Source organism: Streptomyces corchorusii (assembly GCF_001514055.1).
In the GTDB taxonomy this organism is placed as follows: domain Bacteria; phylum Actinomycetota; class Actinomycetes; order Streptomycetales; family Streptomycetaceae; genus Streptomyces; species Streptomyces olivaceoviridis.
On the sequence record NZ_KQ948373.1, the window covers coordinates 119,810 to 140,227 of the forward strand.

Here is a 20,418-nt window from a genome sequence, read left to right on the forward strand (position 1 = left end):
GGTGACGCCCCCGTGCCCTAGCTTGGCGCTTGGGAGCCGCACCCCGAGCCGAGGAGCGACATGACCGACGTCCTGAGCCGTCGCGCGCTGAACCGGGCCACCCTGGCCCGGCAGTTGCTGTTGGAGCGGGCACGGACGTCCGTGGCCGACGCCGTGGAACGCCTGCTCGCCCTCCAGGCCCAGCAGCCGAGTTCACCGTTCCTCGCCCTGTGGAACCGGCTGGCCGGCTTCGGCGCCGACGACCTGCGCACGGCCCTGGACAAGCGGGAGGTGGTCCGGGCCACCTACGTCCGGGCCACGTTGCACCTGCTCAGCGCCCGCGACTACCTGGCCTTCCGCGCCCTGGTGGAGCCCTCCCTGGTGGCCGCGGCGGCCGGCGTCACCAAGCGGATCGCCGGCCCGGAGATCGACCAGGAGCGCCTGGTGGCCGTCGCCCGTGGCGTCCTCGACGCCGGGCCGCTGGACTTCGCGGCGATCCGGGAGCGGATGCGGCGCGAGTTCCCCGACGCCGATGACCGGGCGCTCGGGTACTGCGTGCGCATGAACCTGCCCCTGGTCATGGTGCCGACGGCGGACCGGTGGGCGTTCCCCGCCTCCAGCGAGGTGACCATGGCCGGGTCCTGGCTCGGCACGGAGCCGGCCGGGACAGGCTCGGCGGAGGACTTCGTCCGCCGCTACCTGGCCGCGTACGGCCCGGCCGGCCCCGCCGACCTGCGCGAGTTCGGCTGGCTGAAGGCGGCGGACGTGTTCGAGCGGCTGGCCCCGGAGCTGCGCGCGTTCACCACCGAGGACGGCCGGGTGGTGTACGACCTCCCCGGCGCGCCGCGCCCCGACCCGGACACACCGGCGCCGGTCCGCCTGCTGCCGGAGTTCGACAGTCTGGTCCTCGCCCACAAGGACCGCAGCCGGATCGTCCGCACCGAGTACCGGCCCCGGCTGATCACCAAGAACCTGCGGGTGCCGGCGTCCTTCCTGTGGGACGGGTTCGTCGCCGGCACCTGGGCCACGACCCGGCGCAGGACGGCGGTGACCCTGACCCTCACCCCGTTCGAGCGTCTGCCGGCGAAGGCCGTGCGGGAGCTGAGTGCCGAGGCCGAGCGGGTCCTGGAGTTCACCGACCCCGGCGCCGCCGGGCGGGACGTGGTCGTGGCGCCGGCCGGATGATCGCGGAACCGGGTCTCAGGACCGTACGCGCAGGCCGTGGTGGCGGTCGGGGTTCACCACCGTGGACAGGCCGTTGAGCAGCAGGCGCGTGCCGCCGCGGAGGTGGGCGGCGTCCTGGCTGCCGTCCCCGGTCGGCACGAGCCAGGTGTACTGCTCGGTCCAGGTCAGGCGGGAGCCGGCGGGCTCGTCGGCGAGTTCGACGGTGACGAGGGAGATCCAGCGGCGGCTGCCGTCGACCTCGGCCTCGTAGACGTAGACGATCCGGGTGTCCGGCACGATGTCCAGGAACCGGGAGCGGTAGGCGAGGTGTTCCTCGGTGTCCTCGGAGACGAAGACGTTGCCGGCGGTCTCGCCGGCGCCGACCCGGAAGTCCAGTTCGTGCCGGGCGGTGGCGGAGTCGCCGGGGAGACGGAACCAGCGGCGCCGCAGGGACGGGTCGGCGAAGCCGCGGAAGACCTCGGACCGGGGCACCGTGAAGTCCAAGTCCAGGGTGAACGAGCCGTGTTGGGCACTCATCCGACGAACCTAACACGCCTGGCGGCCGGGACGGGCGAGCGCACTTCCCGGCATCCTTCAGCGCATCCGGCCGGTCGCGCGGCCCGCCAGCAGGTCGCGGAGCTCGCGGGCGTTGCGGCGGCTGACGGCGAGGACCCGGTCGCCGATCCGGACGCTCACGTTGCCCCCGTCCAGGCGGAGTTCCTCGATCCGGCCGAGGGCGACGAGCCGGCTGCGGTGGATCCGGACGAAGCCGCGCGAGCGCCACTGCTCCTCCAGGGTGGACAGCGGTATCCGCACCAAGTGGCTGCCCTGGCCGGTGTGCAGCCGCGCGTAGTCGCCCTGCGCCTCGACGTGGGTGATGTCGGCGAGGGGCACGAACCGGGTCACCCCGCCCAGTTCCACGGGCACCTGGTCGCCGAGGGCGGGTGCCGCGGGTGCGAGCGGTACGGGGGCGGCCGGGCGGGGGCCCTGTCCGGCCCGGACGAGCTCGGCGACCCGTCGTACGGCCTCGGCGAAGCGCTCCTTGCGCAGCGGCTTGAGCAGGTAGTCGACCGCCTTGAGGTCGAAGGCGCGCACGGCGAAGTCCTCGTGGGCGGTGACGAAGACGACGAGCGGCGGAGCGGCGAACCCGCCCAGCAGCCGGGCGAGTTCTAGACCGCTGAGGCCGGGCATGTCGATGTCGAGGAAGACGACGTCGAAGCCCTCCGTGCCGTCCGGGTCCTGCGCCATGGCCCGGCTGAGCCGGCGCAGCGCCTCGGTGGCCTCCAGGGCGGGCACGGCGGTGCCGACCCGCGGGTCCTCCCCCAGCAGGTAGAGCAGTTCTTCGAGCGCGGGTTCCTCGTCGTCCACGGCCAGGACGCGCAAGGGCGCGTCGGTCACCCTCATGTGCGGCGGCTCCTCTCGTCCTCGACCGCCCTCCCATGGTGGCCGCGCCGGGGGGCGCCGTCGAGATCGGGGACGGCGGTGTGTCCCGGCCGTGACCAGGCCATGATCCCCTTGTCCGCGTATCGACCGTCATGAGGAGGCCCGGTGGCACAGCGGAAACCCGAGGAGTGGGACGCGCACTACGCGCGCGGCGGCCGGTTCCGGCCCCTGGGCCCCGCCGAGCGCCGGCTGCTCGCCGAGCACGTCCCGGCTCCGGCGGGCGGGCGCTGCCTGGACGTCGGCTGCGGGCTCGGTGAACTCGCCCGCCACCTGGCCGCGTCCGGGTACCTGGTGGACGCCGTGGACTGGTCCGCCGTCGCGCTCGCCGGGGCCCGGAGCGCCGGCGCGGACAGGGTGACGTACCGGCAGCTGGACATCGAACGCGACAGCCTGGATGAACTCCCCCACGGCGCCTACGACTTGATCACCGTGCGGCTGTGCTGGGCGTTCGTCCGCGACCGCACCCGGGTGCTCGGCCGGCTGCGGGAGCGGCTGCGTCCCGGCGGCGCGCTCTGCGTGATCACCCCGGTGGCGGACGCCGTACCGGAGCGCGAGCGGGGCGTGGCGCTGGACGAGGAGGAGATCGGGCTGCTGTGCGCGGGCTGGGAGTCCGCCGGGCGGTACGAGGCCGACGGCCTGGCCCTGCTCGTCCTGCGCGACCCCGCTCCCGCCGGCCTGGTCTGCGCCGGCAAGGGCCGGCCCGCTCCGCACGCCCTGACCGGGGCCGGTGTCGTCGTCACGGATGCGGCGGGGCGGGTGCTGCTGGGCTGGTCGGTGCGGGGCGTGTGGGAGCTGCCCGGCGGCAAGAACGAGCCGGGCGAGGACTTCGCCGCGGCGGCCGTGCGGGAGCTGGAGGAGGAGACGTCCCTGAGGGCCGATCCGGCCGGCGCGCGGGTGCGGGCGGTCCTGATGGACTCCGTGGACGGCATGCCCCGGGTGACGGCCGCCGTCCGGGTCGCGGCGTTCACCGGCGAGCCGGTCGTCACCGAGCCACGGCTGGTCCGCCGCTGGGAGTGGCACGAGCTCGCCGACCTGCCCCGTCTCGCCCGGCCGCTGTTCACGCCGAGCGCGCACGTCCTGGACACGGTGTGGCCGGGACTGCTGCCCGGTCTGCCGCCGGTGCACCGCTACCCGGTCGCGGAGGGCTGAGTCCCCGCCCCCGGTACCGGGGCGGTGGTGGCCGGGCCTCAGTCCGGCAGTACCAGCCGGGCCGTCTCCCCCGGCCCCACCGGTATGACGCGGTCGCGCAGGCGGACGTCGATGGGTGAGCGGTCGGAGTCCGGTACGGCGATCTCCAGCAGGCTGCTGCGCAGGCGCAGCCGGACGCCCCAGTGGCCGCGGTAGCGGATGCCGAAGCCGTAGGAGGACAGCTCGGGCAGCGGGACCGGGTCGAGGCACAGGCCGCCGGCGCGGGTCTCCAGCCCGGTCAGTCCGCGCTGGACGAGGTCGAGCGTGCCGGCCATCGCGCCGAGGTGGATGCCCTCCCCGGTGGTGCCGCCCTGGAGGTCGGCGATGTCGCCGCGCAGCGCCTCCTGGACGAAGCTCCAGGCGTCGGAGCGGCGGGCGCGGGCCAGGATCCAGCCGTGGACCAGGCCGCTGAGGGTGGAGCCGTGACTGGTGCGGTGCAGGTAGTGGTCCACGGTGGCGAGCCAGATGTGCTCGTCCAGGTGGTAGCCCAACTGCTGGAACAGCGCGCGCAGTTCGAGCGGCGAGAAGAGGTAGCCGAGCATCAGCACGTCGGCCTGTTTGGACGCCTTGTACCGGTTGACGGTGTCGCCCTCCGCCTCCAGGATGCGGTCCAGGCGCCGGATGTCGTCGTACCGTCCGCGGTAGCCCGCCCAGTCCAGTTCGGCGAGGTCGCCGTAGCCGTCGAACTGGCTGATCACCCCGTCGTGGAAGGGGATGTGCAGGCGGCGGGAGACCTCCGTCCAGCGGTCGGGTTCGTCCTCACCGAGGCCGGTCAGCTCGGTGAGTTCCCGGCGGCGCGGCTCGGGCAGGCCGTGCAGCAGTTCCAGGGCGCGGGTGAGCACCCAGGCGGCGGTGACGTTGGTGTACGCGTTGTCGTCCAGGCCGGGCCGGTCCGCGCCGGGGTAGGCGTCGTGGTACTCGTCGGGGCCGACCACGCCCCGGATGCGGTACCGGCCGAGGTGGTCGTCCCAGGTCGCCGACTGCCCCCAGAAGCGGGCGATCTGGAGGAGCACCTCGGCGCCCTCGCCGTGCAGGAACTCGATGTCGCCGGTCGCCTCGCAGTACTGCCAGACGTTGTAGGCCACGGCCGAGCCGACGTGGTGCTGGAGCCGGGAATGGTCCGGCAGCCAGCGGCCGGAGCGCGGGTTGAGGTGCAGCTGCTGGGTCTCCTCGCGGCCGTCGCTGCCGCTCTGCCACGGGAAGAGCGCGCCGCCCCGGCCGAGGTCGCGGGCCGCGTGGCAGGCGGCGTCCAGACGGCGGTGGCGGTAGCGGAGCAGGGCGCGGGAGACCTCGGGAAGGTGGAGGTTCAGGTAGGGCAGGACGAAGAGTTCGTCCCAGAAGACGTGGCCCCGGTAGGCCTCGCCGTGCAGGCCGCGGGCGGGGACGCCGACGTCCAGGTCGGCGGTGTGCGGCGAGAGGGTCTGGAGCAGGTGGAACAGGTGCAGGCGCAGGATGCTGCCCGCCTCGCCGGGCACGTCGAGCGCGGTGCGCCGCCACAGCTGCTCCCAGGTGGCGTGGTGGGTCTCGCGCAGTTCGTCGAAGCCGGGGGCGGCGCCGGCCCGGTCCACGGCCGCGCGCAGCGGGTCGCTGATGGCCGGGTCGCGGGAGGTGTGCAGGGCGACGGTCTTGTCGACGGTGGCCGTCCGGCCGGGCGGCAGGGTCAACCGGAGCCGCTGGACGGCGCGGTGGGCCTCGTTGGCGTGGGTGACCGGCACCCCGGCGGTCAGCCGGGCGGCCAGTCCGCAGCCGATGTCGGAGACCCGGGTGCGGCAGCGCAGCCAGACCGTGCCGGGTGCGCTGGTGCCGACCTCGATGTGGCTGAGGTGCCGGCCGTCCAGGTCCCGGTAGCGGGCGACGCCGGAGTTGGTGACACGCCCGTCGAGCGCGGCCTCGACGTCCAGCTCGACGGTGTGGCCCTCGGCGGTGAACTCGGTGCGCAGCGCGGCGAGGTGGGGGTCGGCCAGGTGGACCAGGCGCACCTGCCGGACGAGGAGGGTGGCGTCGGGTCCGATCGGGTAGCGGGTACGGCGTTCCAGCAGGCCGGGATCGAGGTGGAGCACCTGGTGGTGCTCGGTGACGGGCACGGTGTCCGGGGTGAGCCAGTCCCCGCCTGGGGGCCGGAAGCGCAGCGGCAGCCAGTTGGGCAGGTTGACCATGTCCTCGTTCTCGATCCGGCGCCCGGCGACCTCCGAGGTGAGCCGGTTGTAGCAGCCGGCCGCGTAGGTGCCCGGGTAGTGCACGTCGTCCGCGGTGCACTCGGGCAGCGCCCCGCGGGTGGCGAAGTAGCCGTTGCCGAGGGTGCACAGGGACTCCCGCAGGCGTTCCTCCGCGGGCCGGTAGCCGTCGTACTCCCAGACGTACTCCCACGCGGGTCCCGTCACCGTCACCCCTCGGACAGCAGGCCGGCGAGGATCCGGTCGGGGGTGAGGGGGAGGGTGCGGAAGCGGATGCCGGTGGCGTGGTGGACGGCGTTGCCGAGGGCGGCGGCGGTGCCGACGATGCCGATCTCGCCGATGCCCTTGCTGCCCATGGGGTTGAGGTGGGTGTCGTGTTCGTCGATCCAGTCGGCCTCGATGTGGGGGACGTCGGCGTGGACGGGCACGTGGTAGGAGGCGAGGTCGGCCTCGGGGAAGTCGCCGAACGCCGGGTCCACGGTGCTGTGTTCGGTGAGGGCCATGCCGAGGCCCATGACCATGGCGCCGGTGAACTGGGAGCGTGCGGTGCGGGCGTTGAGGATCCGCCCGGCGGCGAAGACGCCGAGCAGCCGGCGCACCCGGATCTCGCCCGTGACGGTGTCGACGGCGACCTCGGCGAAGTGCGCGCCGAACGCGTGCCGCGCGTAGGGGCTTTCGGCGTCGGCCGTCCCGGTGGTGTCGGCGCGGACCGTCGGCCCCTGTTCGGGATGGGCGGCGAGCCGGGTGCACGCCTCGTGCACGGCCCAGCCCCAGGAGGCGGTGCCCATGGAACCCCCGGCGAGCGGGGCCGGCGGCAGATCGCTGTGGCCGATCTCGGTGCGCACCCGCTCCAGGGGCACGCCGAGGGCGTCGGCGGCGATCTGGGCGAGGACGGTACGGGCTCCGGTGCCAATGTCGGCCGCGTTGACCCGGATGACGAAGGTGCCGTCGGGCCGGGCCTCGGCGGTCGCGGTGGACGGGGCGATCTGCACGGGGTAGGTGGCGGCGGCCACGCCGGTGCCGATCAGCAGCGGGCCCTCGCGGCGGACGCCGGGGCGCGGGTCGCGGCCGGCCCAGCCGAAGCGGCGGGCGCCCTCGCGCAGGCACTCCACGACGTGCCGGCTGCTGAACGGCTTGCCGCTGCCCGGTTCCCGCTCCGGTTCGTTGCGCACGCGCAGCTCCACCGGGTCCACGCCGAGCGCGTCGGCGAGTTCGTCCATGGCGGACTCCAGGGCGTACATGCCGGGTGACTCGCCGGGGGCCCGCATCCAGGACGGTGTGGGCACGTCCAGCGGCACCACGTGGTGGGCGCTGCGCAGGTTGGGGGTGGCGTACATGACGCGGGAGACCACCCCGGCGTATTCGACGAACTCCTTCACGTGGGAGGTGTGGGTGGTGACGTCGTGCAGCAGGGCGGTGAGCCGGCCGTCCGGGTGGGCGCCGAGCCGCAGCCGCTGCGCGGTCGGGGCGCGGTGGCCGACGACGGTGGGCAGGTACCGGCGGGGGTAGGCCACGGTGACGGGCCGGCCGGTGTGCCGGGCGGCGAGCGCGGCGAGGACGACGTCCGGGCGCGGGGTGCCCTTGGAGCCGAAGCCGCCGCCGACGTGCTCGGCGACGACGGTGATCCGCTCCTCGGGCAGCCGGAACAGCTCGGCGAGCACGGACCGCACGGTCGTACTGCCCTGGCTGGAGGTGTACGCGGTGAGCCGGTCGCCGTCCCAGTGGGCCGTACTGGCGTGCGGCTCCATCGGGTGGTTGTGCAGCGGCGGCACCCGGTAGGTGACGTCGACGCGGACCTCGGCCGCGGCGAAGGCGGCCTCCGGGTCGCCGTGCTCGACCCGGCCGGGCTGGCCGCCCGCTTCCTGGGGTTCGTAGGCGTCCGGGTGGCCCTCGGCGGGGCCGGTGTCGTGGGGTGCGGTGGCGTAGGCGACCCGGACTGCGCGGGCGGCGGCGCGGGCGGTCTCCAGGGTCTCGGCGACGGCCAGGGCCACGCACCAGCCCCGGTGCGGCACGTCCGGGTTCTGGAGCACGGCGAGCGTGCCGTCCTCGGGTTCGGCGAGCCGGGGCGCGTCGAAGGGGGTGAGGACGGCGAGGACGCCGGGCAGGGCGAGGGCGGCCGAGGTGTCGACGGCGGTGACCCGGCCCCGGGCGACCGCGGCGGGCACGGGCCAGGCGTGGACGCGGCCGGGCAGGGTGTACTCGGCGGCGTAGCGGGCGGCGCCGGTGACCTTCTGGCGCCCTTCCCGGCGCTCGGCGGGGGCGCCCAGGGCGGTGCCGGTCGTGCCGGTCATGGGATCCTCCTGCTCCTTCGGTGAGGGCTCAGGCCACTGCCGGGGCGGGGGCGAGACGGTTCAGGACGTCCAGGGCGAGGTTGCGGGCGAGGGACACCTTGTAGGCGTTGTCCCGCAGCGGCTCGGCGTGCGCGAGTTCGAGGGCGACGGCCCCTTCGAAGGCGGCCGGGGTGGCGGGGGCGCCCAGCAGGGCCAGCTCGGTGTGCCGGGCCCGCCAGGGCCGGTGGGCGAGCCCGCCGAAGGCGACGCCCACCTGGTCGACCACGCCGTCCGCGACCCGCAGCAGGACGGCCACGGAGGCGAGCGCGAAGGCGTACGACGCCCGGTCCCGGGCCTTGCGGTAGGCGGACGGGGCACCGGCGGTGGCGGCCGGGAGCAGCACGCCGGTGATCAGTTCGCCGGGGCGGATCCAGGTGTCCCGCTCGGGGTGCTCGCCGGGCAGCCGGTGGAAGTCGGCCACCGGCAGGCGCCGGGTGCCGTCGGTGCCGTACAGCTCGACCTGGGCGTCGAGGGCGGCGAGGGCGACGGCCATGTCGGAGGGGTGGGTGGCGATGCACTGCGCGGAGTGGCCGAGGACGGCGTGGTCACGGTGGACGCCGTCCCGGGCGCCGCAGCCGCTGCCCGGCTCCCGTTTGTTGCAGGGTTTGTCCAGGTCCTGGAAGTAGGGGCAGCGGGTGCGCTGGAGCAGGTTGCCGCCGGTGGTGGCGGCGTTGCGCAGCTGTGCGGAGGCGCCGGCGAGGAGCGCCTGGGACAGGGCCGGCCAGCGCTCGCGGACGCGCGGGTCGGCGGCGAGGTCGCTGTTGCGGACGGTGGCGCCGACCCGCAGGGAGCCGTCGGGCAGCTCCTGGATGCCGTCCAGCGGCAGCCGGCCGATGTCGATGAGGAGGGCGGGCCGCTCCACGCCGAGTTTCAGCAGGTCGACCAGGTTGGTGCCGCCGGCCAGGTAGCGGGCGCCGGGCTGGGCGGCGTAGGCCTCGACGGCCTCCTGGACGGTGCCGGGCCTGAGGTATCCGAAGCCGTTCACTCAGATCACGTCCTCGATCGCCTCGACGATGCGCGGATAGGCGCCGCAGCGGCACAGGTTGCCGCTCATCCGTTCCCGGATCTCGGGCCGGTCCAGCGGTACGGGCCCCTCGGTGGGGGCCGCCGGGTCGGTGACGTGGGAGGGGTGGCCGGCCGCGGCCTCGGCGAGCATGCCCACCGCGGAGCAGAGCTGGCCGGGGGTGCAGTAGCCGCACTGGAAGGCGTCGCGGTCCAGGAAGGCCCGCTGGAGCGGGTGCGGCTCCTCGCCGTCGCCGCCCAGGCCCTCGACGGTGGTGATCTCGCTGCCGTCGAGGGTGACGGCGAGGACCAGACAGCTGTTGAGGCGGCGCCCGTCGACCAGCACGGTGCAGGCACCGCACTGGCCGTGGTCGCAGCCCTTCTTGGAGCCGGTGAGGTCCAGGTCCTCACGCAGCAGGTCGAGCAGCACGCGCCGGTGGTCGACGCGCAGGGTGCGGGGTTTGCCGTTCACCCGGAGGGTGACCTCGGAGTGGTGGGATGCGCTGGTCATGGCGGGGGATGACCTTCCGGACGGACGGTGGAGCCGTGCAGACCGCGTATCCAGGACACGCCGGGCTCACACGTCCGGGAGGTCATCCCCTTCGCTCACGGGTAACGGACGAGGTTCGCGACGTTGGTCGTCGCGTTCGACGGTCCTCCGGTGTTGTTGACGACGTGACTGATGGTGCCGGTGCCGCCGAGCGAGACGGTCACCATGCTGGTGAAGCGGACGTTCGGGTTGTTCGGCGCCTCGATGGCGCGGGCGGCGGTCACGCTCGGGTTGACGTTGAAGTAGCAGTAGCTGCCGAGGCCGTACGCCTGGTGGCTGGTGACCGAGTCGGCGACCTTGTAGGCGGCGTAGCCCTGCGTGGAGCCGTTCATCCAGGCGGCCTGGTTCGGCGGGTCGTACGGCATCTCGTTCTGGAAGAAGTAGGTACGGCCCCCGTTGCCGTTCCATACGGTCTGGTACTTCTGGAAGTGCTCCACGAACAGCCCGTACATGGTGACATCGTCGCCGTTGACGACGAGGCCGGTGTCGGCCGTGTTGCTGGTCCAGCCGACACCGCTGCCATGGTCGGCGCGCCAGATCCACATGTGGTCGCCGATGACGTTGTCGCTGTTGACGACGAGGCTGGTGGCGGCCTTGCCGACGCCGGCGCCGCCGACGCGGAAGTACACGTCGTGCAGGGAGGTCGGGTCGGCCGCGTGGGAGGCGGTGGAGCCGGCCGGCCCGACCTCGACCAGGGTCTTCGAGCTGGTGGTGCCGGCGTCGAAGAGCAGGCCCGCGATCTTCACGCCGTCGACGTCGGCGACGGACATCGCGGTGACGCCGTTGTCCGGGACGAAGGTGGCGAGGCCGAGGCCGAGGACGACCGTGTCCGGGCGGGTCACCTTGAGCGTCTGGTCGAGGTGGTAGACACCGGGGGTGACCAGCAGGTTCTGGCCTGCCGCCAGGGCCGCGTTGATCTGTGCGGCGGTGGCGCCGGGCTTGACGACGTAGAACTGGCTCAGCGGCAGCGAGCTGCCGGCCGGGCTGCCGCCCGCCCAGCTCGTCGCGGTGGAGTTGGTCCGCACGGACGGCACGAACACCTGGTAGTTCCCGGAGCCGTCGACGTACAGGAACGGCTTCTCCCGGGTGACCGGGCTCTGCGCGACGGTGGTGTACGGCGGGTTGGGGAAGCTGGTGGCCGGGACGCCCTGGCTGCCGACGAACACCATGTTCCAGTTGGAGCCGGTCCAGCTGCCGAGCTGGGAGTTGCGGGTCAGCCACTGCTGCTGCGAACCGGAGTTGACCTGTCCGTCGACCTTGCTGTCGGCGAGGTAGCCGCCGGAGGACCAGCCGCCGTCGTCCAGGGCGAGGTTGCCGCGCAGGTGCATCCGGCGGTAGGCCGCCGCCTGCGACACCGCCCAGCGGTCGCCGCCGCCGGTGGGGTTGACGGAGAGGTTCTCGGCGCCGCGCCAGAAGTTCTGGGTGGCGTTGCCCTGGAACCAGTCGGCCTCGGCGTGCACCGCGCCGTTGACCGTCACCGCGTCCGGGGTCAGGCCGAGGCCGAGCACCTGGGTGTAGAAGCCGACGTTGACGTCGGCGTTGTAGGCGCCGGGCTTGAAGAGGACGGCGTAGCGCTGGGAGCCGAACTGGTTGGTCTCCTGCTGCTTGAAGATCGTGTCCAGCTTGCCCTGGATGGTCGAGGAGGACATCGACGGGTCGAAGACGACGACATTGGGGCCGAGGTCGGGGTTGCTCGCCGACTGGGTCACCGGGACCACCTGGAAGCGCTGGGCGGCGGTGCCGTTGCAGGTGTACTGCACGAACTGCACGCTGTCGGCGAGCGAGGCGCCGGGGTCGTCCAGGCACTTGCCGCTGTTGCGGTTGACGAAGTGGAAGGCGCCGCCGCCGTCGTCCACGGGGAGCCACTGCTGGTTGGCGCCGCCGCCGTAACTCCACAGGTGGACGGCCGCGCCGTCGGCCGTGGAGACGTCGGCGACGTCGGCCACCTGGTTGGTGTCGTTGCGGTTGCCGATGCGGACGTAGCCGTCGCCGGCGTCGGTGAAGCTCCACTGCTGGGCCGTGGTGCCGTTGCAGGCGTACTGCTGCACGGCGGTGCCGTTGGCGGTGGCGGCGGCCTTGGCGTCCAGACACCTGCCGCTCGCGGCGTTCACGACCGTGGCGAAGCCGGTGGGCAGGGCGGCGGCCCCCGCGGTGGCGGCGGGCGCGGGCGCCGCGGTGAGCAGGGTGGCGGCTAGGGACAGTGCGGCGAGCGAGCCTGCCGCCGGGAGGGGTCTGGCCATGTGGGCGGGTGGCCTTTCGGTGGGGGGACCGCAGACCCAACAGCCGGGGGACATTCGGCCGTTGGGACCTGCGGGGCTTTGTTTAAGGCGTGAAACTAAAGGTCCGGACCACTGGCGTCAAGAGGCGGAACGGGAAACCCCGCCGGTGGGGCCGGGCGCGCGGGGAGGAACCGGGGGCGTTGGGTGCCGGGGGGTGGGCGGTGCGGGGGACCGGGGGCTGGGCGACGCCGGACGCCGGGGACTGGGTAACGCTGGACGCCGGGATCGGACGGCGCCGGGCACTTGATGTGACCGCCGCGTCCCCCACCGCCGTCACCCCGCCTCCGCCATCCTCCACCGCCCCGGGCACCCACTCACCCCACCGCCGTCCCCCGCCGCTCCAGGCTCACCCCGCCGCCATCTCCCGCCGCCCCAGGCTCACCCCGCCGCCGACACCCCCGCCCCCGTAGCGCCCGGCGTAACCGTCCCCGGCACCCCCGCCTCCGCGGGCTCGCCGCGGTCCGCGAACTGGGTGCGGTACAGCTCGGCGTACCGGCCCCCCGTCGCCAGCAGTTCCTCGTGCGTGCCGCGCTCCACGATCCGGCCGGACTCCACGACCAGGATCTGGTCGGCGGCGCGGACCGTGGACAGGCGGTGGGCGATGACCACGGCGGTGCGGCCCTCCAGGGCCTCGGTGAGCGCCTCCTGGACGGCCGCCTCGGAGGTGTTGTCCAGGTGGGCGGTGGCCTCGTCCAGGATGACCACGCGCTGGCGGGCGAGCAGCAGCCGGGCGATGGTCATGCGCTGGCGTTCGCCGCCGGAGAGCCGGTAGCCGCGCTCGCCAACGACCGTGTCCAGGCCGTCGGGCAGGGACCGGACGACGTCCGCGAGGCGGGCGCGGCCGAGGGCGTCCCACAGCTCGTCGTCACCGGCGTCCGGGCGGGCCAGCAGCAGGTTGGCGCGGACGGTGTCGTGGAAGAGGTGACCGTCCTGGGTGACCATGCCGAGGGTGGCCCGCAGGGAGGCGAAGGTGAGGTCGCGGACGTCGACCCCGCCGATGCGGACCGCGCCCGCGTCGACGTCGTACAGGCGCGGCAGGAGCTGGGCGATCGTCGACTTGCCGGCGCCGGAGGAGCCGACGAGGGCGACGGTCCGGCCGGGTTCGGCGCGGAAGGAGATGCCGCGCAGCACTTCGGTGCCGCCGCGGGTGTCGAGCGCGGCGACCTCCTCCAGGGAGGCGAGGGAGACCTGGTCGGCGGACGGGTAGGAGAAGCGGACGTCGTCGAACTCGACGGCGACCGGGCCGTCGGGGACCTCGCGGGCGTCCGGCCTCTCGGCGATGAGCGGCTTGAGGTCGAGCACCTCGAAGACCCGCTCGAAGCTGACGATCGCGCTCATCACCTCGACCCGGGCCCCGGCGAGCGCGGTCAGCGGGGCGTACAGCCGGGTCAGCAGCAGGGCGAGGGAGACGACCGCTCCGGGCTCCAGGGTGCCGCGCAGCGCGAACCAGCCGCCGAGGCCGTAGACGAGGGCCAGGGCGAGGGCGGAGACCAGGGTGAGGGAGGTGATGAAGACGGACTGGGCCGTCGCCGTGCGGACGCCGATGTCCCGGACCTGGGCGGCCCGCGCCGAGAACTCCGCCGACTCCTCCTCCGGGCGCCCGAACAGCTTGACCAGGGTGGCGCCGGGGGCGGAGAACCGCTCGGTCATCCGGGTGCCCATGGCCGCGTTCAGCGCCGCGGCCTCGCGCTGCATGCGGGCCATCCGGCTGCCCATGCGGCGGGCGGGCAGCACGAACACCGGCAGCAGGACCAGCGCGAGCAGGGTGATCTGCCAGGACAGGGTGAGCATCACGGCGAGCGTCAGCACCAGGGTGACCAGGTTGCTGACGACACCGGAGAGGGTGTTGGCGAAGGCCCGCTGGGCGCCGATCACGTCGTTGTTGAGACGGCTGACCAGCGCGCCCGTACGCGTACGTGTGAAGAACGCGACGGGCATGCGCTGCACATGATCGAACACAGCCGTTCTGAGGTCGAGGATGAGTCCCTCCCCGAGCGTCGCCGACAGGCGGCGGCCGAGGATGCCGAGCCCCGCCTCCGCGAGCGCCACGAGCGCGATGAGCAGGGACAGCCGCACCACCGTGCCGGAGTCGTGCCCCGCCACGATCGCGTCGACGACGCGGCCGGCGAGCACGGGTGTCGCGACGGCCAGCAGGGCGGTCACCACCCCGAGCAGCACGAACCGGGCGATGCCGGCGCGGTGCGGGCGGGCGAAGGCGGCGATGCGGCGCAGGGTGGCGCGGGCGAACGGGCGACGCTCGGACTGCGCGTTCATCACGCTGTGCAGTTGCGTCCAGGCGGTGGTCTCCATGCTCATGGAAGAGACCGTAGAACCTCAAGGTTCGTTGAGGTCAATGTCCGCGACGGTTCACCCGGTGTTGGGACGCCCGGGAGAGCCTGTGCCGATGTGACTGCCGTCCCCCTCCCCCGCCGGCGCCCGCCCCGACGCCTCCCCGTGCGCCAGGTGCTCTGCCTGGTGCCGCTCGTGCTCGTCGCCGTGGCCGCCGTACGGCACCGCTCGGTCCTCGCCGAGGGCTTCGGCCACCTGCGCACCGCCTCCTGGCCGTGGCTGCTCGCGGCGGCCACGGCGACCTGCCTGACCTGGGTCGCCGCCGCAATCACCCGGCAGGGCGCGGTGCTCCAGCCGCTGCCGAAGGGGCGGCTGCTGGCCACCCAGTTCGCGGCGGGCGCGGCCAACCACCTGCTGCCGACCGGGCTCGGCGCGGGCGCCGTGAACCTGCGCTTCATGACCGTGTGCGGGGTGCCGCCGGCGCGTTCCTCGGCCGCGCTCGCGCTGTATCTGCTGGCGGAGTGCGTGGGCCGGCTCGGGCTGCTGGCCGCGCTGCTGGTCGCGTTCCCGGACGCGCTGCGGCTCGGCCCCCTGCTGCCGGACGGCTCGGCGCTGCCGCTGCTGCTGGGCGCGGTGGGCCTGGTGGTCGTGGCGGGGGCCGTGACGGCGCTCGTGAGGCCGCTGCGCACGCGCGTGTCCGCGTTCGCGCGGGACGCCCTGGACGAGGCCCGGTCGGTGCACACCCGGCCGGCCCGCGCCCTGGCGCTGTGGGGCGGCTCGCTGGCCTTCCCCGCGCTCCAGGCGACCGGACTCGCGGCCGTCGGGCAGGCGCTGCGGCTGCCGGTGCCGCCCGCGCACACGGTGCTGGCCTACCTCGCCGCGACGGTCGCGGTGGCCCTGGTGCCCACGCCCGGCGGGCTGGGGTCCGTGGAGGCCGCGCTGATCGTGGCCCTGGTCGCGGTGGGCGGCCCGGCCGCGGTGGCGACGGCGGTGGTGCTGGCCTACCGGATCATCACCGTGTGGCTGCCGCTGGTGCCGGGGGCGCTGACACTGGGCGCACTGGTGCGGCTGAAGGTCATCTGAGGCACAGTGGCCCTCCGAGCCGCCCCCGCAGAAGGAGCACCCGCCGTGCCGGTCCGCACAGAACGCGAGGAGTACGTCACCACGGTCGTCCTGTCCCGGCCGGAGGCCCGCAACGCGGTGGACGGTCCGACGGCCGCCGAACTGGCCGCCGCCTTCCGGGCGTTCGAGGCGGACGACAGCGCCCGGGTGGCGGTGCTGTGGGGCGAGGGAGGCACCTTCTGCGCGGGCGCGGACCTGAAGGCGATCGGCACGGAGCGCGGCAACCGGGTGGCGGAGGACGGCGACGGGCCGATGGGGCCGACGCGGATGCGGCTGTCCAAGCCGGTGATCGCCGCGGTGGCCGGGCACGCGGTCGCGGGCGGCCTGGAGCTCGCCCTGTGGTGCGATCTGCGGGTCGCCGAGGAGGACGCGGTGTTCGGGGTGTTCTGCCGCCGCTGGGGCGTGCCCCTGATCGACGGCGGCACGGTACGGCTGCCCCGGCTGATCGGCACCGGCCGGGCCCTGGACATGATCCTCACCGGCCGCCCCGTCCCGGCCCGCGAGGCGTACGAGATGGGCCTGGCGAACCGGCTGGTCCCCACCGGACACGCGCGTGCCGAGGCGGAGGCGCTGGCGGCACGGATCGCCCGCTTCCCGCAGGCCTGCCTGCGCGGTGACCGGGCGTCGGTCCTGGACCAGGAGGGGCGGGACGAGCGGACCGCGCTGCGCGGCGAACTGCGGCGGGGCATGGGGGTGCTGGCCGAGGGCGCGGAGGGTGCCGCCCGGTTCGCCTCGGGTGCCGGACGGCACGGGTCGTTCGCGGACGGGTGAACCGCCGCTCCTTGGGCGGCCCCGCGCTCAGCGGGTGCTCACCCGCACCTCCCCGCCCTCGGGGTCGACACGGCCGTGCCAGCGGGGGTCGAGGGTCAGGGTGCGGTCGGGCAGGGCGGTGCGCAGGCGCTCGTGGTGCAGGAGGCGGCCGTCCTGGCGGACGTACAGGACCGGGCGGTGCAGCGGGACGCCGGTGCGCAGGACGTGGGGGACGGGCGGGGCGGCCGGGGTGACGCGGTTCGGGGCAATCCAACGCAGCGGCGGCTCGACGGTCACGGGCACGCCGGGGGCCGGCCAGGGCGCGCCCGCCAGGAAGTCCAGCACCGCGCCGGCCGCCCGGGCGCCCTCGCGGGCCGCCGTGCCGGCGGGCTCCACGGCGTGCAGGACGTTGCCGGCGGCGAAGACACCGGGGCGCGAGGTGTGCAGGGAGCCGGCGACGGCGGGGCCGCGGGTGCCGGGGTCCAGCGTGAGGCCGCCGCGCCGGGCCAGTTCGTGGTCGGGGACGAAGTCGCCGGTGAAGACCACGGTGTCACACGGGAGTACGGTCGTACGGCCGTCGCGGTGGCGGACGCGGACGCCGGACAGGCGTCCGCGGCCCAGGAGTTCGGTGACGGTGGTGTCGGTCAGCAGCGGCACGCCGTGGCGCAGCCGGGCCGCCCCGGCGCGGGCGCGGCCGGTCTGGGCGCGCGGGTGTTCCGTGACGAGGGCGACGATCTCGGCGCCGGCCGCGCGGACGGTGTCCGCCGCCGCGTAGGAGACGTCCGCCGCGCCGACGACGACCGCGCGGGTGCCGATGTGCTGCCCGAACAGGTGGACCGCCTGCTGGAGTTCGCCGGTGGTGTAGACACCGGCGGGGCGGGTGCCGGGCACCAGCCGGGCGGGGCGGGGGCGTTCGCGGGCGCCGGTGGCGAGGACGACGGCCCGTGCCGTGACGGTCTCCGGTCCGCCGGGGCCGACGGCGGTGAGCCGGGGTCCGGTAGGCGCCCAGTCCAGTGCCGTCACGCCGGTGCGGACCGTGGCGCCCGCGCGCTCGGCGGCCTCCGTGAGCAGCCGGGCGTACCCGGGGCCGGTCAGCGGGTGCGTCCAGGTGCCGAAGCCGCCGTGCGCGCAGTGCCGGGGCACTCCGCCGGGCCGTGGCTCCCGCTCCAGCACCTCCACGTGCCCGGCTCCGGCGGCGGCCAGCCGTGCGGCGGCGGCGAGCCCGGCGGGGCCGGCGCCGACGACGAGGACGTCCACCCGACGCGGGGCCGTCATGGTCTCGTCCCCCGCTCGAACAGCTCCCGTACCGCCGCGCCGCAGTAGAACCCCTGGCAGCGGCCGGCCCGGGCGCGGGTGCGGCGGCGCAGGCCCTCCAGGCTGCGGGGCGGGACCGTACTGGCGAGGGCGTCGCGGATCTCCCCGCGGGAGACGCGCTCGCAGTGGCAGACGAGGGTGCCGTACTCGGGGTCGGCGGCGATGAGGTCGGGCCGCTGGTAGGGGCGGGGGAAGGCCTCGCCGAGGTTGGGCATGGTCACCGGCTCCGGTTCCCGTACCGGTCCGAGGTCGAGGCCGCCGTCGGCCAGCAGGCCGGTGACGTGGGCGGCGATGGCCAGGGACGCGGTCAGGCCGGTGGAGCGGATGCCGCCGACGGTGACGTACGCCTGTCCGGGGTGGGCGGTGATGCGGTAGTCCTCGTGCCCGGTGGCCGCGCGCAGCCCGGCGTAGACGGCGGTGACCTCCTCCTGGAGCAGGGCGGGCAGCACACGGCGGCCCTTGTCCCGCAGTGCGGCCAGCCCGTCGGCGGTGGATCCGGTGGCCCGTTTGTCGCGCAGGTCCTCGGCGGTGGGGCCGAGCAGGACGTTGCCGTGAACGGTGGGCGCGACCAGGACGCCCTTGCCGAGCGCGGTCGGCACGGGGAGGAGGATGTGCCGGACGAGGGGGCGGGCGAGCTTGTCGTAGACCAGGAGCTGGCCGCGGCGCGGGGTGACGGTGAAGTCCTCGTGGCCGAGCGCGCGGTCCAGGGTGTCGGCGTGCAGTCCGGCCGCGTTCACCAGGTGGCGGGCGCGCAGGGTGCCCCGGCTGGTGGTCAGCAGGTGCCCGTCCGACGGGCTCACCTCGCGCACGGCGGTGTTGAGGTGCAGATCGGCGCCGGCGCGGACCGCCTGGGTGGCGTACGCCAGGGTCGTCGTCCAGGGGCAGATGATGCTCTCGCCGGGGACGTGCAGGGCGCCGAGCGCGCCGGGGCCGAGGTGGGGTTCGCGGGCGTACAGCTCCGCGGGGCCCAGCAGGGCGGTGTCGTGGCAGGCGTTGCGCTCGGCCTTCTCGGCCAGCCGGGGCAGCGCGGCGAGTTGTTCCTCGTCCCAGGCGACCAGCAGCGCGCCGACCCGCTCGACGGGGATGCCGGTCTCGGCGGCGTAGGCGCCGAGGCGGGTGTACCCCTCGCGGACCAGGCGGGCCTCCAGGGTGCCGGGGGTCGCGTCGAAGCCGGTGTGCAGGATCGCGGTGTTGGCCTTGGAGGTGCCCTGGCCGACGTCGTCCTGGGCCTCGACCAGGGCGATGCGCAGCCGGGGCCGGCGGGCGAGTTCGCGGGCGATGGCGCAGCCGACGACACCGGCGCCGACGACCGCCACGTCGTACGGCGTCGTGGGCAGCGGCCCGGCCGCGGTGACGGTCACGCGCCGAGGAGGGCCGCGACGGCGGCGCGGAAGCCGGCGCGGCGTTCGGCGGCCTGGTCGGCCGGGATGCGGGGCTCGTACACGGCGGCGGGTTTCCCGTCGGGCAGGGCGTCCGCGACGCTGAGGCCCCGGTCCGCGCCGAGGCGGGCGAGGGCGGCGGCGCCGAGCGCGGTGGCGTCGGCCAGCGCGGACACTTCAACGGGGCGTTGCAGCAGGTCGGCCTGGGTCTGCATGAGGAGCGCGGAGCGGGTGAGGCCGCCGTCGACGCGGAGCGTGGTCAGGGGGGCGCCCAGGTCGCGGGCGGCGGCCTCGGCGAGTTCGGCGACCTGGGCGGCGATGCCCTCGCACAGGGCGCGCACCAGGTGGCCGGCGGTGGTGTCGAGGCCGAGGCCGGTGAGGGAGCCGCGCAGGTCGCCGCGCCACCAGGGGGCGGCGAGTCCGGCGAGGGCCGGGACGAAGGTGACCCCGCCGCTGTCGGGGACGGTGCCGCCGACCGGGTCGAGGTCGGCGGCGCAGGACAGGACGCCGAGGTCGGTGAGCCAGCGGACGGCGGAGGCGGCGGTGTAGACCTGGCCGTCCAGGCAGTATTCGGTGTGTCCGGCGAGCCGCCAGGCCACGCAGCTCACCAGGCCGGAGTCCCCGCGCCGGGGGCGGTCGCCGGTGGGGGCGAGCAGGAACGCGCCGGTGCCGTAGGTGCACTTGGCGGCGCCGGGCCCGGTGACGCGCTGGGCGAGCAGGGCGGCCTGCTGGTCGACGATCAGCCCGGTGAGCGGGATCTCCGGGCCGAATGCGCGTGTGGTGCCGACCGGGTGCGCGGTGTCGGTGACCTCGGGGAGGCGTTCGCCGGCCAGGCCGTAGAGGTCGAGGGCGCGCGGGGACCACTCGGCGCGGTCCAGGTCGAGCAGCTGGGTACGGCCGGCGGTGGCGGCGTCGGTGACGAAGGCGCCGGTGAGGCGGTGGACCAGCCAGGCGTCACAGGTGGTGACGACGCCGTCGCGGGTGAGGTGGCGACGGATCCAGGCCATCTTCGGTGCGGCGAAGTACGGATCGAGGGGCAGGCCGGTCAGCTCCCTCAACTCTTCCGCGTGCGCGGTGAGTTCGGCGCAGACGGTCTCGGCCCGGCGGTCCTGCCACACCAGGGCGTCGGTCAGCGGGCGGCCGGTGTCCGGGTCCCAGGCGAGGACGGTCTCGCCCTGGTTGGCGAGGCCGAACGCGACGACGCCCTCGCCGGCCTCGGCGAGCGCGCGCCGGCCTGCCTTAACCACCGAGTCGTACAGCCGCGCCGGGTCCACCTCGACCAGGCCGCCGGGCAGATGGCGGGGGCGCACCTGCGCGAAACCGGTGCCGAGGACACCGCGTTCGGGGCAGACCACCAGCGCCTTGGTGCCGGACGTGCCCTGGTCGACGGCGAGCACCGGCCCGGTCATCGCGCGCCCTCCGCGTGAGCGCGCCCAGCGCCCCGCGTCCGCGTCC

15 protein-coding genes are annotated in these 20,418 nt (G+C 75.0%); 4 read left to right on the forward strand and 11 right to left on the reverse strand.

Annotated features, from left to right (window positions below; all coding sequences use genetic code 11):
• Positions 1–60 precede the first annotated feature (60 nt).
• Positions 61–1,164 carry a winged helix DNA-binding domain-containing protein gene (locus AQJ11_RS39735; protein WP_059266625.1) on the forward strand — a complete coding sequence of 368 codons (1,104 nt, stop codon included), beginning with the start codon at positions 61–63 and terminating at the stop codon, positions 1,162–1,164.
• A 15-nt stretch (positions 1,165–1,179) separates the two neighbouring features.
• Here AQJ11_RS39735 and AQJ11_RS39740 read toward each other — a convergent pair whose 3' ends face one another.
• A complete protein-coding gene (locus tag AQJ11_RS39740; RefSeq protein ID WP_058082910.1) occupies positions 1,180–1,680 on the reverse strand; it encodes an SRPBCC domain-containing protein in 501 nt (166 codons plus the stop codon).
• Between the two features lie 57 nt (positions 1,681–1,737).
• Positions 1,738–2,547: a LytR/AlgR family response regulator transcription factor gene (locus AQJ11_RS39745; protein ID WP_059266626.1), complete on the reverse strand. Its 810-nt coding sequence runs from the start codon at positions 2,545–2,547 to the stop codon at positions 1,738–1,740.
• A 144-nt stretch (positions 2,548–2,691) separates the two neighbouring features.
• Between AQJ11_RS39745 and AQJ11_RS39750 the strand changes: the two genes are divergently transcribed.
• Positions 2,692–3,735, forward strand: a complete 1,044-nt coding sequence (locus AQJ11_RS39750; RefSeq protein WP_059266627.1) for a bifunctional class I SAM-dependent methyltransferase/NUDIX hydrolase — start codon at positions 2,692–2,694, stop codon at positions 3,733–3,735.
• Positions 3,736–3,773: 38 nt separating this feature from the next.
• On the opposite strand, the gene AQJ11_RS39755 is transcribed toward AQJ11_RS39750, so the two are convergent.
• The 6 genes from AQJ11_RS39755 to AQJ11_RS39780 all read right to left on the reverse strand — a co-directional run bounded on the left by AQJ11_RS39755 (position 3,774) and on the right by AQJ11_RS39780 (position 14,425).
• A complete protein-coding gene (locus AQJ11_RS39755; protein ID WP_059266628.1) occupies positions 3,774–6,161 on the reverse strand; it encodes a glycoside hydrolase family 65 protein in 2,388 nt (795 codons plus the stop codon).
• Positions 6,158–8,239 carry a xanthine dehydrogenase family protein molybdopterin-binding subunit gene (locus AQJ11_RS39760; RefSeq protein ID WP_059266629.1) on the reverse strand — a complete coding sequence of 694 codons (2,082 nt, stop codon included), beginning with the start codon at positions 8,237–8,239 and terminating at the stop codon, positions 6,158–6,160. The genes AQJ11_RS39755 and AQJ11_RS39760 overlap by 4 nt, the downstream gene beginning before the upstream one ends.
• Positions 8,240–8,267: 28 nt before the next feature.
• Entirely contained in the window at positions 8,268–9,263 is a 996-nt protein-coding gene (locus AQJ11_RS39765; protein ID WP_014676324.1) for an FAD binding domain-containing protein, read from the reverse strand.
• Positions 9,264–9,791 carry a 2Fe-2S iron-sulfur cluster-binding protein gene (locus tag AQJ11_RS39770; protein ID WP_014676323.1) on the reverse strand — a complete coding sequence of 176 codons (528 nt, stop codon included), beginning with the start codon at positions 9,789–9,791 and terminating at the stop codon, positions 9,264–9,266. It lies immediately after the preceding gene.
• Positions 9,792–9,886: 95 nt separating this feature from the next.
• Positions 9,887–12,070, reverse strand: a complete 2,184-nt coding sequence (locus AQJ11_RS39775) for an RICIN domain-containing protein (protein ID WP_059266630.1) — start codon at positions 12,068–12,070, stop codon at positions 9,887–9,889.
• A gap of 417 nt (positions 12,071–12,487) precedes the next feature.
• The gene (locus tag AQJ11_RS39780) at positions 12,488–14,425 is read right to left on the reverse strand and encodes an ABC transporter ATP-binding protein (RefSeq protein ID WP_079082635.1); all 1,938 of its coding nucleotides are present in this window, start codon (positions 14,423–14,425) and stop codon (positions 12,488–12,490) included.
• Between the two features lie 90 nt (positions 14,426–14,515).
• Between AQJ11_RS39780 and AQJ11_RS39785 the strand changes: the two genes are divergently transcribed.
• The gene (locus tag AQJ11_RS39785; RefSeq protein ID WP_208616735.1) at positions 14,516–15,481 is read left to right on the forward strand and encodes a lysylphosphatidylglycerol synthase transmembrane domain-containing protein; all 966 of its coding nucleotides are present in this window, start codon (positions 14,516–14,518) and stop codon (positions 15,479–15,481) included.
• Between the two features lie 45 nt (positions 15,482–15,526).
• Positions 15,527–16,291, forward strand: a complete 765-nt coding sequence (locus tag AQJ11_RS39790; protein ID WP_058082901.1) for a crotonase/enoyl-CoA hydratase family protein — start codon at positions 15,527–15,529, stop codon at positions 16,289–16,291.
• A 27-nt stretch (positions 16,292–16,318) separates the two neighbouring features.
• On the opposite strand, the gene AQJ11_RS39795 is transcribed toward AQJ11_RS39790, so the two are convergent.
• Genes AQJ11_RS39795 through AQJ11_RS39805 form a run of 3 tightly spaced genes read right to left on the reverse strand, consistent with a single transcriptional unit; the run spans position 16,319 to position 20,372 of the window.
• A complete protein-coding gene (locus tag AQJ11_RS39795) occupies positions 16,319–17,545 on the reverse strand; it encodes an NAD(P)/FAD-dependent oxidoreductase (protein ID WP_059266632.1) in 1,227 nt (408 codons plus the stop codon).
• Positions 17,542–18,945, reverse strand: a complete 1,404-nt coding sequence (locus AQJ11_RS39800; protein ID WP_059266633.1) for an FAD-dependent oxidoreductase — start codon at positions 18,943–18,945, stop codon at positions 17,542–17,544. Before AQJ11_RS39800 ends, AQJ11_RS39795 begins: the two co-directional genes overlap by 4 nt.
• A complete protein-coding gene (locus AQJ11_RS39805) occupies positions 18,942–20,372 on the reverse strand; it encodes an FGGY family carbohydrate kinase (protein ID WP_059266634.1) in 1,431 nt (476 codons plus the stop codon). The genes AQJ11_RS39800 and AQJ11_RS39805 overlap by 4 nt, the downstream gene beginning before the upstream one ends.
• Positions 20,373–20,418: the final 46 nt, after the last annotated feature.